The 14,445-nt window shown below is 30.5% G+C and carries 16 protein-coding genes, 1 tRNA gene, 1 other RNA gene and 1 pseudogene; 3 read left to right on the top strand and 16 right to left on the bottom strand.

The window, feature by feature from the left end:
* Window positions 1-23 precede the first annotated feature (23 nt).
* From E0D87_RS06670 to cbpB, 3 genes are all read left to right on the top strand, one after another.
* Window positions 24-113 (top strand) — tRNA-Ser (locus tag E0D87_RS06670).
* Window positions 113-379: signal recognition particle sRNA large type (gene ffs / locus E0D87_RS06665), an RNA gene on the top strand. The genes E0D87_RS06670 and ffs overlap by 1 nt, the downstream gene beginning before the upstream one ends.
* A 121-nt stretch (window positions 380-500) precedes the next feature.
* Complete coding sequence (gene cbpB, locus E0D87_RS06660) at window positions 501-980, top strand: cyclic-di-AMP-binding protein CbpB (protein ID WP_130819846.1); 480 nt, start codon at window positions 501-503, stop codon at window positions 978-980.
* 34 nt (window positions 981-1,014) lie between these two features.
* Here the strand turns inward: cbpB and E0D87_RS06655 are convergent, their stop codons facing one another.
* The 16 genes and pseudogenes from E0D87_RS06655 to E0D87_RS06585 all read right to left on the bottom strand — a co-directional run bounded on the left by E0D87_RS06655 (window position 1,015) and on the right by E0D87_RS06585 (window position 14,365).
* Window positions 1,015-2,670, bottom strand: a complete 1,656-nt coding sequence (locus E0D87_RS06655; RefSeq protein WP_130819845.1) for a glycogen-branching protein — start codon at window positions 2,668-2,670, stop codon at window positions 1,015-1,017.
* Between the two features lie 53 nt (window positions 2,671-2,723).
* Window positions 2,724-3,065 (bottom strand): annotated as a pseudogene (locus E0D87_RS09265) (glucosaminidase domain-containing protein); the annotation flags it as partial.
* Window positions 3,066-3,080: 15 nt separating this feature from the next.
* Window positions 3,081-3,428 carry a hypothetical protein gene (locus tag E0D87_RS09260; protein WP_242618451.1) on the bottom strand — a complete coding sequence of 116 codons (348 nt, stop codon included), beginning with the start codon at window positions 3,426-3,428 and terminating at the stop codon, window positions 3,081-3,083.
* A 60-nt stretch (window positions 3,429-3,488) separates the two neighbouring features.
* Entirely contained in the window at window positions 3,489-4,064 is a 576-nt protein-coding gene (gene pyrE, locus E0D87_RS06645) for an orotate phosphoribosyltransferase (RefSeq protein ID WP_130819844.1), read from the bottom strand.
* 8 nt (window positions 4,065-4,072) lie between these two features.
* Entirely contained in the window at window positions 4,073-4,972 is a 900-nt protein-coding gene (locus E0D87_RS06640) for a dihydroorotate dehydrogenase (RefSeq protein WP_130819843.1), read from the bottom strand.
* Window positions 4,969-5,688 (bottom strand): dihydroorotate dehydrogenase electron transfer subunit, encoded by a 720-nt coding sequence (locus E0D87_RS06635; protein WP_130819842.1) that lies wholly within the window; start codon window positions 5,686-5,688, stop codon window positions 4,969-4,971. Before E0D87_RS06635 ends, E0D87_RS06640 begins: the two co-directional genes overlap by 4 nt.
* The gene (gene pyrF, locus E0D87_RS06630; RefSeq protein ID WP_130819841.1) at window positions 5,675-6,538 is read right to left on the bottom strand and encodes an orotidine-5'-phosphate decarboxylase; all 864 of its coding nucleotides are present in this window, start codon (window positions 6,536-6,538) and stop codon (window positions 5,675-5,677) included. The genes E0D87_RS06635 and pyrF overlap by 14 nt, the downstream gene beginning before the upstream one ends.
* The gene (locus tag E0D87_RS06625; protein ID WP_130819840.1) at window positions 6,525-7,715 is read right to left on the bottom strand and encodes a dihydroorotase; all 1,191 of its coding nucleotides are present in this window, start codon (window positions 7,713-7,715) and stop codon (window positions 6,525-6,527) included. Before E0D87_RS06625 ends, pyrF begins: the two co-directional genes overlap by 14 nt.
* The gene (locus E0D87_RS06620; RefSeq protein ID WP_004834487.1) at window positions 7,716-8,144 is read right to left on the bottom strand and encodes an aspartate carbamoyltransferase regulatory subunit; all 429 of its coding nucleotides are present in this window, start codon (window positions 8,142-8,144) and stop codon (window positions 7,716-7,718) included. It lies immediately after the preceding gene.
* The gene (gene pyrB, locus E0D87_RS06615) at window positions 8,128-9,066 is read right to left on the bottom strand and encodes an aspartate carbamoyltransferase (RefSeq protein WP_130819839.1); all 939 of its coding nucleotides are present in this window, start codon (window positions 9,064-9,066) and stop codon (window positions 8,128-8,130) included. Before pyrB ends, E0D87_RS06620 begins: the two co-directional genes overlap by 17 nt.
* 59 nt (window positions 9,067-9,125) lie before the next feature.
* Window positions 9,126-9,656: a class IV adenylate cyclase gene (locus tag E0D87_RS06610; protein ID WP_130819838.1), complete on the bottom strand. Its 531-nt coding sequence runs from the start codon at window positions 9,654-9,656 to the stop codon at window positions 9,126-9,128.
* Window positions 9,656-10,333: a metallophosphoesterase gene (locus tag E0D87_RS06605; RefSeq protein WP_130819837.1), complete on the bottom strand. Its 678-nt coding sequence runs from the start codon at window positions 10,331-10,333 to the stop codon at window positions 9,656-9,658. The genes E0D87_RS06610 and E0D87_RS06605 overlap by 1 nt, the downstream gene beginning before the upstream one ends.
* A complete protein-coding gene (locus E0D87_RS06600) occupies window positions 10,330-12,180 on the bottom strand; it encodes an ATP-binding protein (RefSeq protein ID WP_130819836.1) in 1,851 nt (616 codons plus the stop codon). Before E0D87_RS06600 ends, E0D87_RS06605 begins: the two co-directional genes overlap by 4 nt.
* Window positions 12,173-13,189 carry a metallophosphoesterase family protein gene (locus tag E0D87_RS06595; RefSeq protein WP_130819835.1) on the bottom strand — a complete coding sequence of 339 codons (1,017 nt, stop codon included), beginning with the start codon at window positions 13,187-13,189 and terminating at the stop codon, window positions 12,173-12,175. Before E0D87_RS06595 ends, E0D87_RS06600 begins: the two co-directional genes overlap by 8 nt.
* On the bottom strand, window positions 13,186-13,758 hold the full coding sequence (locus tag E0D87_RS06590; protein ID WP_130819834.1) for a histidine phosphatase family protein: 573 nt from the start codon (window positions 13,756-13,758) through the stop codon (window positions 13,186-13,188). The genes E0D87_RS06595 and E0D87_RS06590 overlap by 4 nt, the downstream gene beginning before the upstream one ends.
* Before the next feature lie 151 nt (window positions 13,759-13,909).
* Window positions 13,910-14,365 carry a NanQ anomerase/TabA/YiaL family protein gene (locus E0D87_RS06585; RefSeq protein ID WP_165442731.1) on the bottom strand — a complete coding sequence of 152 codons (456 nt, stop codon included), beginning with the start codon at window positions 14,363-14,365 and terminating at the stop codon, window positions 13,910-13,912.
* Window positions 14,366-14,445 lie beyond the last annotated feature (80 nt).

The following is a 14,445-nucleotide window of genomic DNA, read 5'->3' as shown; positions in this document are numbered from 1 at the left end:
GGTATAGTTAGTAAATGTAGTGAGGAGAGCTGTCCGAGCGGTTGAAGGAGCACGATTGGAAATCGTGTATACGTTTGTGCGTATCATGGGTTCAAATCCCATGCTCTCCGCCATGCACTAGACGGGGAACTAGCGGTGCCTTGTAACCTGCAATCCGCTACAGCAGGGTTTAATTCCCAAGTTAGGGCCTAAGTTTTTTATTAAGACTTAAAATATCGGTGTTGATTGTTGGGTCTTACGCAACAGGAAGCTGTGAATCATGTCAGGACGGGAACGTAGCAGCATTAAGCAGTACTTTCTGTGTGCCGTAAGGTCACCTAACATGAGTCGTTGTTCTAAGACACTTTTAAAAGACTTATGTTCGACCTTGGGTGTGCTTACATATTTTAGAGTTAGTAGAATATTCTACTAACTCTTTTTTTACATCAAATATACACAAATTTATCTTATAATCAGTAATGAGGATTATAATAATCAAAGTATTCGGAATTGAGGTAATTATGATTAGTGAAGAAATTAAAGATATGTTTTATAGACCTACTGAAAATTTAATGATACCTGCTTCTGAAGTCGCAGTTTGTAATGAAGATGATTCTTTGCTCCATGCTGTTTTAGTACTATCAAATTCTGGATATCAAACTATTCCAGTCCTTGATAACAACAAGCATGTTAGAGGTCTAATATCAATATCTAATATAGTAACAAGCTTTGACGACCTATCAATTTTCGATGAGGATAAACTTCTTAAAATTAAAGTCAAGGAAGTTATGAATCAAGTAGTACCAATCTTATTTGATAATCACGATTTAGAAGATGTACTAAGGTTATTAATAAATAATAACTTTGTTTGTATAACTCATACAAACGGATATTTTTTAGGCATTATACCTAGAAAAATCGCCCTAGAGAGGTTTACCCATATTGCCCACAATATAGATAATGAATATGAATTGAAAGCTAAAGTTGAAAACTTCTACTAAAAAAGCTCTTGCATGATGATGCAAGAGCTTAGTTTTATTTTATTTTAAAGATTGCGGATGAGTAAGCTTCTATATTAATAGTATCTCCCTTGGAAATATTTCCATTGATGTTTCCAGAGCCGATATATGATAGATCTTGTGTGTTAATTAACTCATCTAAATTAAAAGAGCTTTCTATTTGGTAATCAATATCTGTAAAGTTTACTACAACTAAATAAGACTTATTTTTGTAAGTTCTTTTGTAAGCATATATGCTGTATCCTTCTACATCCAGAAGTTCAGTTTTACTTAAAGGATGACTCAAGATATCTGTATCTAAATAAAGCTTTGAGATATCTCTATAAAAATCATTTAAACCTGATATCTTATCACTTTTATCATCAAAGTTAAATATTTGATACTGAGAAAAAGTTCTTAAATCCCCGCTATCATCCCCCATAAATAATAATTTTGGTGATTTTAGCGAGAATAAAAATAAAAATAATGTTTTTAACTGATCAAGCTTTTTATCATCAGAATATATTTTCATTGCAAGATTTGCTTCGTTTTGGTAAGAATCCACATATGAAAATCCTAATATTCCGTTACTATCAGAATTTTTAATCAAATCTGTAATATAATTTTTATAATAATCTCTTTTATATGGCTCATCCTTTAGAATATTGACAAGGGTTTTGGATTTAAAATCAAAAACATAGGAAAATCCTAAATCCATCTCATATATTCCGTTAAATGATGCAAGGGAAACCGCTCCTTTTGATAAAATATAATCGTTAATTTCTTTTATAAAATCAACACAATTTTTATTTATGCCCCTAGCAACATCACCCTGCCAATAAATCGAATTCTCAATTGAAGGAAAATATACGCCATCAAGATTGTAATCATTTAAATTGTAATCAATCGCTGATTTGATGTAAGATTTAGACACTGGTCCACTTATATCAAAGTTTGATTGTTCATAATAATTAAAGTAGATATCTTCATATTTATAATTATACAAATCTGTCCCATCAAAATCGCTTAACCCACATTTGTCTGGGTCAAATTCACTTATATCTAATTCGACAATAACTTGAAGCTTTTCCTTATGACATTCATCTACAAATTTTCTAAAACTTTTTATGTCTCCATATCTTTTAGAAAAAGAAAATAAATTTAAGGATGAGTAACCCAAGGACTTATAATTCTGATATTCGTTAACAGGCATTAACAAAATTGATGTATAAGAATTCTCTTTTGCATGATTTATAATATCTCTGTATATTTCATCAGCAGTTTTTTCTTTATTATTAAATAAAGTTCCCAAATAAACTTGTAAAATATTATTTGGCAAATTTTTCTTACTTTTATATTTATACTTATATGAGTCATCTACTATTTGAGACGCTTTCTCATCATATATTATAGACTTTGCAAAAGGGTCTATTTTTTTAAATTCTTGATTACCACTATTTATAACATATTGGTAAGTATCCCCTATCTTGGCTTCATCAATAGTAATTGAGAAGACTCCTGTAGAGTATTTTCTCATGCTCTGTTTTTGCCAATCATTGAAATCACCAATGATTGAAACTTTATCTGCATTCGGTGCCAAAACCCTAAATATATATCCCTTATCTTTTTTGTGGGCTCCAAAAAATTTATAACCGTCGAAAGACTTACCGTCCAAAAAATCTCTTGTGTTCATAATTAACTCCTTTGATTAATTATACTTTATTTTGGTAAATAAAAAAAGCAGGTTTATTCCCCTGCTTTGTAAGATTCTATCATTTTATCAGCAATTTCTATCATCATAGAATTTACCTTTTTTGACCAATCAGGATCTGAAGCATAGCGTGTCCCGATTCCCTTAGCTGATACACCATTAAAATATGTACCATTTTTAGCTAAATACTCTTCTTTTAAGTGTTTTGCTACTGTTTCTATTGATTCTTTTGGTTCTTTAAAGTCACTTGCCATATTGTATGGATCATGATCAATTGCATTGAAACCAAAAAGATTGTTCTTTTCTAAAAATAAATCACTTGTACCATTACCTGTCTCGTGTTTAGCCATAGCCATAAGAAGCAGCGGATTAATCCCGTATTTTTCAGATACTTATTTAAAATCTTTTCCAAGACCCTTAAGTCCTGTATCTTGGAGTCCATATTCTAACTCTTTGGATGTAAATGGCAAATTATTTGTCAAGTAGAAATAGCTATTGATATCAGCATTATCTACACCAGTTTCAAGAACACTGTCTAAGTCATTTTCTAACTTGTTGAATCTCTCTTCTTTCATATCCCTTAGGTTAAAGGTTTCTCTGTTAATTTTTTGCAAGCCATAGTGCATTAAATCTTTCCTATTAGTTGTACTTGCGTGAGAAGTAGAATCACAAGCAAGAAATACCAAAGAAAAGGCAAATGATAGGGCTATAATTTTTTTAGTAAAATCTTTTATCTTCATAACTCTCCCCTTATCTATTTAATGATTATATTATAAAAAATAGATAATTCAAGAATTAGCTTATTTTAAAGACCTTGATCCTGGTTTAGTAGCTGGAATTTTCTTAATTTCTTCTGGTAGATTTTCTTCATCCCATACTTCGACATCAATTTTACTTGCAGAAATAATAGGTAAGCCATTAATTTCATCTTTATTTGATCTATTTACTATAGATGTTAAGGCTACAACATTTGCTCCACAAGATTCGATTACATCTACTGTTTCAAACGATGACTTTCCTGTTGTTATTACATCTTCCACAATTATAACGTTCATATCTTTTTCTATAGAAAAGCCACGTCTAAGTGTCATCTTACCATTTTCTCTTTCTGTAAATATTGCATTTACCCCTAAAGCTCTGGCCAGTTCATAGGAAATTATTACCCCGCCCATAGCTGGACCAACGCATAGGTCAACTTTGATTCCTTTTTCCTTAATTTTATCAGCAATTATTTTTGCAACTTCCTCGCAATATACTGGATTTTCAATTAATTTTGCACATTGTATATATCTATTTGAATGTTTGCCACTTGATAAGATAAAGTGTCCTTCAAGCAAAGCATCAGATTTTTTAAGTAATTCTTGTGTTCTATCCATATCTTCTCCTAAATTATTCCGGTTATTTCATCAAGGGATGAAATGTTTTCTTCTTTCATATATTTTTCAATTCCACTAATTATGTTTTCCATAGATTTATAATCTATGAAATTTGCAGTTCCAACCTGTATAGCTGTTGCTCCAGCCATAATAAATTCTAAAGCATCCTCATAATTCATTATGCCACCCATGCCTATTATTGGAATATCAACAGCGTTACTTGCTTCATATACCATTCTAAGAGCAATTGGTTTTACACACGGACCAGAAAGTCCTGCAGTTTTGTTGGCAAATATAGTTTTTTTACTTTTTATATCAACTGCAAGTGCATTTATTGTATTTATAAGTGATATAGAATCTGCTCCTTCATCTTCTGCAATTTTTGCAAACTCAGCAATAGATCCAACATTTGGTGATAGTTTTACAATTAGTGGCTTATTCGTTTTACTTCTAACTTTTCTAATAACTTCTTTTGCCTTTGATTGGTCAGTACCAAAAGCCATTCCACCTTCTTTGACATTTGGACATGATATATTTAGCTCTATCATATCACTTGTCGTTTGATCTAAAATTTCTGCCCCTTTTATGTAATCGTCGACACAATGACCACCTAGATTTGCAATAGTCACAGTGTCAAACTTTTTCATAAAAGGCAATTCTTCTTTTACAAAATATTCTATTCCTGGATTTTGCAATCCTATCGAATTCATTATTCCTGATGCAGTTTCGTAAATTCTAATGCCCTTGTTTCCCAGATTTCTATGTAAAGTTAAACCCTTTGAACATATGCCTCCAAGTTTATTTAAATCTAGATATTCAGAAAATTCTTTACCAAAACCGAAAGTTCCACTTGCTGCTATCACTGGATTTTTGAATTCTACTCCGGCTATCGTAACATTTGTTTTCATCCAAAAACCTCCATAGCATCAAATACAGGACCATCTTTACATACTCTCAGGAATTCTCCATTACTTGTTTCAACTGTACATCCTAGACATGCTCCAATACCACATGCCATATGAGCTTCCATTGATACTTTAATTGGTGTAGATTTTGATTTTTCGAATAATGTTTTTAACATTGGATTTGGACCACATGCGTAAATCAAGTCATACTCATGAGGATTTATTTCATCAGTTATAAATTTATGATCGTACAAGTCAGATGTGGTTACTATCTTATGTACATAAGGTTTAAATTCTTCCATAAAATAAGAATCTTTTGAAAAACCAGCGTAAAAATCGCATTTATCTTTTAAATTTTTGACTAAGTATAATAATGGAGCTATTCCAATTCCACCACCTACTACTGCTATCTTTTTCTTTTCTTCTATATCAAATCCATTCCCCAAAGGTCCCAAAAGTTGTACTTCGGCATTTTCTTTTAAACTAGCCATTATCTCTGTACCTCTACCGACTATTTGATATAGAAAAGATAATTCTCCGTTTTCTTCATCACAAACTCCAAATGGTCTAGACAATAGTGGATCATTTCTAAATGAGTCAGATCTAAACATAAAGAATTGACCTGGCTTAGCTTTCATATCACAAGATAGTCTCATTAAGTAAATATCATTAGATATTTTTTTATTTTCTATAATGATAGCTTTTTTATATGACTTCATTTGCCTTTATTTCCTCATATGTTTCTATAGCTTTTTTTCTTGCATAAAAGCCAACTTTTTCACTTCCATCGTCGTAATTTTGCCAATTTTTAAGTATTGCTCTTGATGAATTAACTACACCAGCATTCAAGTTTTCCATAAGCTTATATACATTTAAGCTATCTGCCTTTTGGGCGCCAAATCCAGGTATTAGGAAAAACATTTTATCATATCTTTTTCTTATTTTTTCCACTTCTTCACTGTGAGTTGCACCTACTACTAGACCTATTGGACCGTAACCATTTTCTCCTAGGTATTTATCGTTTAGAGCTTTCAATTTATCGCCTATCTTATAGAAGAATTCTTCTCCATCAACATCTAATACTTCAAAGTCTTTGGCTCCGGGATTTGAAGTTCTAAGCAGAACAAATACTCCCTTATCTCCACTTTCGATATATTCCTCGTAAGGTTCTATTGAGTCCATGCCCATGTATGGGTTTAAGGTTATAAAGTCACACTCAAAGTCGCCAGAAAAGTGGGCTTTGGCATACATTTTTGCACTTGCGGCTATATCTGACCTTTTTACATCTCCTATTGATAAAAGATTTTTTTCTCTAAGGTAAGCTAATGTTTTCTTGTAAGCAAGCATTCCATCGATTCCGTATGATTCATAATAAGCAATTTGAAGCTTGTATATTGCACAAACATCGTAAGTATTATCTATTATTTCTTTATTGTAAGAAAAGATTGCATCTGTAACTGATTTTCCTTCTTTCATATGGCTTGGAATATAATCAAGCGATGTATCTAAACCTACACATACAAAGCCATTTTCTCTTACTTTTTCATATAACCTATCAATTATCTTCATACTTTAACCTACCTTTCTTGTACACTTTTTTAATTCTTGCTGGTAGTTTTTTTCCTATCATCAAAGAATTCTTAGATTTTGATTTAATTTCTTCTTCACTATAAGTATATTCTTCATCCAAATCTACTAATACAAAGTCAGCTTCATATCCTTCTTCTAACTTTCCTTTATTAAGACCTAGGATTCTGGATGGATTGGTTGACATTATTTTTACTAGTTGATTTAGTGAGATTATCCCAGATTTTACTAAAACTTCATAGCAAGTTGAAAAGGCTGTTTCGATTCCTATAAAGCCTGGAGCTCCCTTCTCTTTTTCCTCTTTGGAATGAGGCGCATGGTCAGTTGATATAGCATCTACATATCCCTCCTTTATCATCTCTATAAGAAAATCTTTATCCTTTTTCTTTCTTATAGGAGGATTTACCTTCATCTCTTCTCTTTCTTTATCAGAGAAATACAAGTGATGGGGTGTAACTTCACATGTTATTGGTGCTCCCAAATCCTTAAAATACTTGATAGCTGTCATTGAACCTTTCGTTGATACATGACAAAAATGAATAGGTGAGTTAAGTTTATATGCATAATAACAATCCCTCAAAGTCATAGCATCTTCTGCTATCTCATAATCTTTGCTAGAAACTCTACTAACTTCCTCATGTAGAGCAAGCTTTACTCCTAACTTTTGAGCCTTTAGTATAGCTTCATACATTAGATTATCATCATTTACTCCTCTTCCATCATCTGATAGGAACTTAACAGTTTCAGGCAAAGAATCAAGATGAACTAAGGTTTTTCCATCTAGATTTTCAGTTATGGTATAAACTTGCTCTATATCAATCATATCCAATTCTTTAGCTCTTTTTTTGATATCTTCGTATACTTCTGGACTTGAGACAGGCGGATTTGTATTTCCCATAAGAAGAACTGATGTATATCCACCCTTAAGTGCTGCCTTAGATCCACTTTCTAAATCTTCCTTATAAGTGAATCCCGGGTCTCTAAAGTGTACATGAAGATCAGTAAAGGCTGGCAAAAGTGCTAAGTTCTCACAGTCGATTACTTGTGTATCCTTATCTTTTTCAAATTCTCCTACAATTATTCCATCTTTGACAAAAATATCTTTTCTGGATACTGTTTTATCGTCAAAGGCGTACATATTAGTAAAAATTTGTTTCATTTATTCTTCCACATCATAAATGTGACCGCAGTAGGCACATGAATATGTTTTTTCTTTCTCATCGATCAAGTTAAATTCACTATCAACTGATCTTTCACTAGTAGAAACACACTTAGGATTTTGACATTCTAAAATGCCTCTTACAACTTTAGGTAGACTTAATGTAAGTTTATCTACTACTTGTTCATTTTTTATAATATTAATTGTAGCACTTGGATCTATTATAGAAACTATGTCTAAATTTATATCTATATTATTTGCAATCTTTAAGATATCTTTTTTCCCGTTTTTGGTTGATTTAGCATTTAATATTATAGCTACTTCGTCTTCTAATTCACTTAGGTTAAGTTTTTCAAAGATTTCCATGCCATGACCTTGTTTTATATGATCAATTACGATACCGTCTTTTATACTAGTTATTTCTATCATTATTTGCCTCCAATAGTTTTAAGATTAGCGCCATTCTTACATACATACCAAATTTAACTTGTTTAAAGTAAACTGCTCTAGGATCACTGTCAACTTCAGTTGCAATTTCTGTTACTCTAGGAAGTGGATGTAGTACAATACAATCTTTCTTTGCATGTTTTAGTTTATCTTTATCCAATAAATAAGAATCCTTTAGCCTTGTATATTGGGCTTGAGAGAAAAATCTCTCTTTTTGGATTCTTGTCATGTATAAAATATCTAATTGGTCTATTACATCATCTAAACTTCTAACTTCTTCATAATTGTTAGTTCCATCTGAAAATACTTCTTTCTTAACATATTCTGGAAGCTTTAACTCATCTGGGGATATTAATATAAATTTGTTGTTTGGGAACATGCTCATAACTTTAAGTAGTGAATGAACTGTTCTACCGTATTTTAGGTCACCACATAAACCTATAACATGTCCTGATAGGTCTTTTTTGTAATTTGTAATTGTAAGAATATCAGTAAGAGTTTGGGTTGGGTGTTGGTGTCCACCGTCGCCAGCATTTATTATAGGACAATCAGCAGTTTTACTAGCAAGATAAGCCGCTCCTTCTTGAGGATGACGCATAGCAATTATATCTGCATATTGACTAACTGTTCTAACAGTATCAGCTAAGCTTTCACCTTTTGTTGATGAAGAAACATTTGAATCAGAAAATCCTACCACAGATCCTCCTAGCCTAAGCATGGCAGATTCAAATGATAGCCTAGTCCTAGTTGAAGGCTCAAAAAAAAGAGTCCCTAAAATTTTTCCATCAGCACAATGAGAAAAATCATCAGGACTCTTATAAATAGCATTACCTAATTCAATTATTTCTAAAAGATCATCTTTTGTCAAATCATACGAATTCAATAAATTTTTAATAGATATCATCGTTTACTCCTTAATTTTTTCCTATTATATCACGAAATAAACGAAAGTCAAAATGTTTTTTACAAATCTTCCCTAAGTTCAGTAATAGACTTGTTTGTAACATCAGATCTATCTATACCCAAATCATCTATGATTTCGTCAATTTTAGATTGGTTACTAAACTCAATTTCCATATATGGATCTGGGTAGGTATCTTTATCCCAAATATCTATATCAAATCTTTGATTTTTATATCTATATGAAATTCTCTCTTTTTCACCCTTGTATTCAAGCTCAATACCCATATGCTCAAGGATTCTAGTCATCATAGTCACAGAGTCAATCTTAGTTGTATATTCATTATTAATTCTAACATCATCAACTGTCTTTACTTCCTTAAAAGTCAATTCTATTTCTTTTTCTTCGGTTGATTTTTTAGTTGTTTCTCTTATTCTAAGATACCCATCAGAAAATGAACCTTCCCCTTGTGGAATAAAGGTATAATTCTTCTGAAATTCGTGGTTTATCTTAACAGCCCCCAGACTTTCTAGCTTATTAGCCATTTGATCTATATCAATATTTAATACTTTTACTTCAATTTCTCTTTGCATTATCCTATCCTTACTGGCATAAAATCTATATAATCTCCTGCAACACAAAAGACCTCTATGCCTTCTATATTTCCCTCTTTAACTAACTTATGTCCAGCTCCATGAAGGTGACCGTATAAAAGCTTTTTGACCTTATACTTTTTACACAAATCAAAAAACTCATTAAAAGTACCATCCACATTTAAAGGTGGGTAATGGAGCAGTACTATTCTATTTTCACTTTTACTTTCTTTAAAAGAATTTTCAAGTCGAATCAGCTCTCTATTAAAAATCTTCTCATCGTGATCGTTAAAATCCTTGTTGTCTCTAGATATCCATCCACGAGTCCCACATATATCATAATCTTCAACTTCGAAATGATTATTTTGTAGAAAATGTAATGATTCTAAATTAAGTTCATCAAGCTTTTTTAAAGACGACCACCAGTAATCATGGTTACCTTTCATCAGGATCTTCTTTCCCTTAAGATTATTTATCCTAGATAAATCAACCTTGGCATTTTTAATGTCCATTGCCCAAGATATATCTCCAGGGATTAGAACTGTATCTTTATCTGTTATCTTCTTTTCCCAATTTTCAAAAATCCTTGCTTGGTAATTGGCCCATCCTTCTCCAAAAACTTCCATGGATTTTTCTTCTGTATAATCAAGATGTAAATCTGCTATTGCATATATCATACATCCTCCATATTTATATAATTAATATCTATTCCCTCTGACTTAAATACTTCAAGCTCTCTAGTATGGCAAGAAAAATATATTACTTGTCTAAAAGTAGACGCATCTAGTAAGAAAAACAAAGCATTTCTCAATCTTTCCAAATCATAATTTATAAAGGCATCATCATAAACCATAAATATCTTAGAAAATACTTCCTCGTTTAAAGACAATTTGAGGGCAAAATACAATTGATCTATAAATCCTTTCGATAATTGATTCAAACTAAGCTTGTATCCTTCTGCAGTCACAATCTCAGGATTTAAATTATCATCAAGTCCAATCGACTCGTAAGAATTTTTGCTTACTTCCCTAATTATATTATTAAGTCTAAAATTAAGCTTAGAATAGTCACCCTTGTTTTCTTCACTTATTTCATTAATAGTTTCTTTGGCAAGCTTGATTGCGGTTTTCTTCTTAGAAATCGCATCTAATTTTTTCTTTAGATAGTTTATTCGATCGACTAAGTCAACTTCGTTTTTTATTTTTTCTTCAATGCTAACGAGATTTTTCTCATCTATTTGTATCTCTTTATTAGTCCTATCAATCATTAGACGTAACTGATCCAAGTCATTTTCACTTTTTTCGATATCAAAATCCTCAAAGTCCTCATCATCTATATCTAGACCCCCGTCTTTAATATCCTGTTTTTTTAAAATAGAAAGGACTTCTTCAATTTTTTCTTTTTCCTTCAATAGATTTTTGTATCTTAAATACCTTGACTTCTTTTTACTATACTGATTTAGCTCATTTAGACCAATCTCACTCTTGGATTTTTTATTTACTACTAAGAAAACGAAAAGGATTAATAAAGCACCTAAATAAAAATATTTATTCAACAGAATACCTAGAATAATACATATTACTAGGAGAGCAAATAATAGATATTTTATTAAGCTTTCGTCTGTTTTTCTAATACTATTTAGATTTTCTTCCAAATTATCAAAATACTCATCATCTAAACCCTGCACATCTTGATAATCTGCTAATTTCTCATTCAATCTATATAGCTCATCCGTCCATTTTTTATAATCTCTATAGTTAGATGTTGCTCTATAGCTTTTAAAAGAGTTGGTTAGAGTTTTAAGTTTATTATATTTATCTTGGTAATCTCTTATCTTTTCCTTATTTGAATCCAGTCTCTTAAAATCTTTTATATAATTTTTTTTAAGTAATCTAATCTCGTATAGATCTTCTTCAAGTTCTTCAATTTCTGTTTTCGTCTTTAGATATGGCTTTGTATATGCCCTTGATGAACCAAGCCTATTGTATTCTTTATCTAGAATTTGTAGGGATTTATTTATGGAAAAATCATAATCTATATCTTTATTAGCAAGTTTTTCTATAAGCTTTTTGCTCGCATTTGAATCACTTATTTGGTTTTGAAAACTAGATACATAATTTTTATAAATATCATAATCTATATCTAAAATATATTCTCCTGGGAAATTTAAGTTAGACGCTTTAGATTCTACTTCTTCCCCACTAGTCAAATTTACAAGGCTATATGATCCATCATCAAAATTTCTAAATACTTTAAAATCGATTCCATCTTTATTAAATATCCCCCACCCTGCATATTTATAAGATGCTATTGGTTTATATGCTTCTTTTTTATAAGAAAAATTCCTTTTGGATTTGCCTTCATCAAATCCATACAAGAGTCCTTCAACAAAACTTGCTAGGGTTGATTTCCCACTTTCATTTTTTCCAAATATCAAGTTAAAATCTTTGTCAAACTTGATGTTCTTATTTTCGAATTTACCAAAAGATATTATATTTAGCTCTTTAATGTATACTCTAGTCATCTCTGCTCCTTAAAATTGCATCAAGTCCAATTTTCCTCGCAAGAAGACTAGCTTCATCAGTTTTTCCATGAAACTTTTCATCATACATTGATAATAACGAATTAGGAAATATATTTACAAATTCATCGAGGCTTTTTTCTTCATTTAGCCTAATATCAAGAAAATCCGCCTGTAGATTTTTTCTAATTAAGCTTTTATCTATATTTTCATGGCTATTAATATTGATCCTAACAAAATTCCTTTTATCATCTCTTAGTTTAGAGTTTAGATAAGAAATGAGATTTTCATAACTATTGTAATCTGAAAAATTAATAGAAAAATCATAAAATTTCAATATAGAAGAATCTATAAAATTAACTTTTCCATCTTCATAACGTATATATCCATAATCATAAATATCAGAAAAATCGTGAGGCTCAATACTTCCTGAATAGTATATATTTTTATAGCTTCCTTTTTTGTGGATATGCCCCATAGCTATATAGTCAAATCTTTCTAAAGAAATTTCACCACTATCTAAACTAAAATAATTAGAGTTAATGTTATCTATTTCACCATGAACTAAAAATATATTGAAGAATTTATCATCTAAATTTATATTAAGATTTACTTTTTTATCAAAAATCCTATCATCATAAGATATTCCATAGATCCTTAGACCTTCACTTTCAAATACTTCTATCTCACTTGATCCAAAAACATGAAAATTATTTGGCGACTCTTTTAAAAATAGAGAATTATAATCATCAAAATAATCGTGGTTGCCCGATACATAATAAACATCTTTTGAAAAATCTCTGATTATTGAAAATAACCTGTGAAAATCTCTAGATGAAAAATAGGATCTCTCGAATAGATCTCCAGCAATTAGAGCAAAGTCAACATCTTTATTGTCCTTAAAAATAGTTTCCAAACTTTTCCAAGACGCATCTCTTATTTTTGAAGATAGGTTTTTATCGAAATTAAAAGAATCTGCTAGATGACAATCTGCTAGATGGATAAATTTCATATTTTGTTGACGCTTTCTATAAGCTTCTTATTATCTTTTACATTAAAAACAGTGAGAGATCCATTGTCTATCCAAAAACTATTCCAATTTGAAAGATCTTCCAACACCCAAAATAGAGTAGATCTTATTGCTATGCCATGGGAAATACACAAGATAGTTTTATCATCTTTTTGGGAAATTTCATCCAAAAATTCACTCGTTCTTCTTATAACTTCATTTCTCGATTCACCATTAGGATATTTTATACCAAAATAATTTTTTCTCTCATTTTCAAAAAATAATTTTTGTTTAAGTCTTACTTCATCTATACTTTCGCCTCTAAAATCTCCAAAGTTCATCTCATTTATTCTTTTATCAATAGTAAAATTAGTAAATCCTAGATGTTTTGCAGTTTCTTGACTTCTAATTAAAGCTGATGTATAAACTTCATCAATATCGTAATCTTCTAATAACTTTTTTGTTTTATCTAATATATAAAGACCATCTTTGGCAAGAACTGTATCGTCTGTCGAATATTTCCAGTCTATATTTGCCTGAGTCTTTCCATGTCTAACTAAAATAATTTTCATAAACACCTCATTTACTATTATAACAAAAATAAACATTATTACGAATTTCTATTATATATGATATCAAATAAAAATACACTAGAAAGAGCTTAAAAGTAATTACTTTCTAGTGTAAGCATAAGTAGGTGTAATAAGGAGAGTTAACAAAATCCTACTCATATTTAATTTTGAAAACTATTTTTGATACTTTGACATCATCATTTAGACTGCATCCAGGTTTGTGAAATTCTCCCGGGAAAAATATAGCAAAACTATTTTCTTTCATAGTTAGTGATGAAAAATATTCTATATCATTAGTTAGGAAATAGTCACCATCTTTATTTATCTTGTATGGATTTTTGTATTCTTTATTGAAAGCGTAATCTATTCTTTCCTCTCCACTTACTATAAATTGTAAATCAATATATTCCTCGTGCACTTCGTATTGTCTCTCATTAGCAGTGCTTGTTTCGTAAGTTTGAATATTTGCAAAAAGATTGTCGTTTATGTCAACCCTACCATTTGTAAAACTACTTTTATCGAAACTATCTAAAAATTTAATTATATCAGCTATATTTTCATTTATACTTTCATATTTATTTAAATTGCTTATGTCATCACAAATCATATATACCTCTTGTTTATAAAAATTAAAAACCTTATAATTCATATTTTAATAGTACTATATATAGTACTAGCTATTTATAG

The organism is Anaerococcus vaginimassiliensis (assembly GCF_900626155.1).
Classification (GTDB): Bacteria; Bacillota; Clostridia; order Tissierellales; family Peptoniphilaceae; genus Anaerococcus; species Anaerococcus vaginimassiliensis.
The sequence above is the reverse complement of the archived record's forward strand: the minus strand, read 5'-3'. Positions and strand labels throughout refer to the sequence as shown.

What these genes read in the sequence shown, in the direction of transcription:
- E0D87_RS06585 (WP_165442731.1), bottom strand. Translation starts at nt 14,365, where the DNA reads ATGATTTGTGATGACATAAGCAATTTAAATAAATATGAAAGTATAAAT.
- E0D87_RS06635 (WP_130819842.1), bottom strand. Translation starts at nt 5,688, where the DNA reads ATGAAGTCATATAAAAAAGCTATCATTATAGAAAATAAAAAAATATCT.
- E0D87_RS06605 (WP_130819837.1), bottom strand. Translation starts at nt 10,333, where the DNA reads ATGATATATGCAATAGCAGATTTACATCTTGATTATACAGAAGAAAAA.
- E0D87_RS06640 (WP_130819843.1), bottom strand. Translation starts at nt 4,972, where the DNA reads ATGAAAACAAATGTTACGATAGCCGGAGTAGAATTCAAAAATCCAGTG.
- pyrB (WP_130819839.1), bottom strand. Translation starts at nt 9,066, where the DNA reads ATGATATCTATTAAAAATTTATTGAATTCGTATGATTTGACAAAAGAT.
- E0D87_RS06655 (WP_130819845.1), bottom strand. Translation starts at nt 2,670, where the DNA reads ATGAACACAAGAGATTTTTTGGACGGTAAGTCTTTCGACGGTTATAAA.
- E0D87_RS06610 (WP_130819838.1), bottom strand. Translation starts at nt 9,656, where the DNA reads ATGCAAAGAGAAATTGAAGTAAAAGTATTAAATATTGATATAGATCAA.
- E0D87_RS06590 (WP_130819834.1), bottom strand. Translation starts at nt 13,758, where the DNA reads ATGAAAATTATTTTAGTTAGACATGGAAAGACTCAGGCAAATATAGAC.
- E0D87_RS09260 (WP_242618451.1), bottom strand. Translation starts at nt 3,428, where the DNA reads ATGAAGATAAAAGATTTTACTAAAAAAATTATAGCCCTATCATTTGCC.
- cbpB (WP_130819846.1), top strand. Translation starts at nt 501, where the DNA reads ATGATTAGTGAAGAAATTAAAGATATGTTTTATAGACCTACTGAAAAT.
- E0D87_RS06625 (WP_130819840.1), bottom strand. Translation starts at nt 7,715, where the DNA reads ATGAAACAAATTTTTACTAATATGTACGCCTTTGACGATAAAACAGTA.
- E0D87_RS06620 (WP_004834487.1), bottom strand. Translation starts at nt 8,144, where the DNA reads ATGATAGAAATAACTAGTATAAAAGACGGTATCGTAATTGATCATATA.
- E0D87_RS06600 (WP_130819836.1), bottom strand. Translation starts at nt 12,180, where the DNA reads ATGACTAGAGTATACATTAAAGAGCTAAATATAATATCTTTTGGTAAA.
- pyrE (WP_130819844.1), bottom strand. Translation starts at nt 4,064, where the DNA reads ATGGATAGAACACAAGAATTACTTAAAAAATCTGATGCTTTGCTTGAA.
- E0D87_RS06595 (WP_130819835.1), bottom strand. Translation starts at nt 13,189, where the DNA reads ATGAAATTTATCCATCTAGCAGATTGTCATCTAGCAGATTCTTTTAAT.
- pyrF (WP_130819841.1), bottom strand. Translation starts at nt 6,538, where the DNA reads ATGAAGATAATTGATAGGTTATATGAAAAAGTAAGAGAAAATGGCTTT.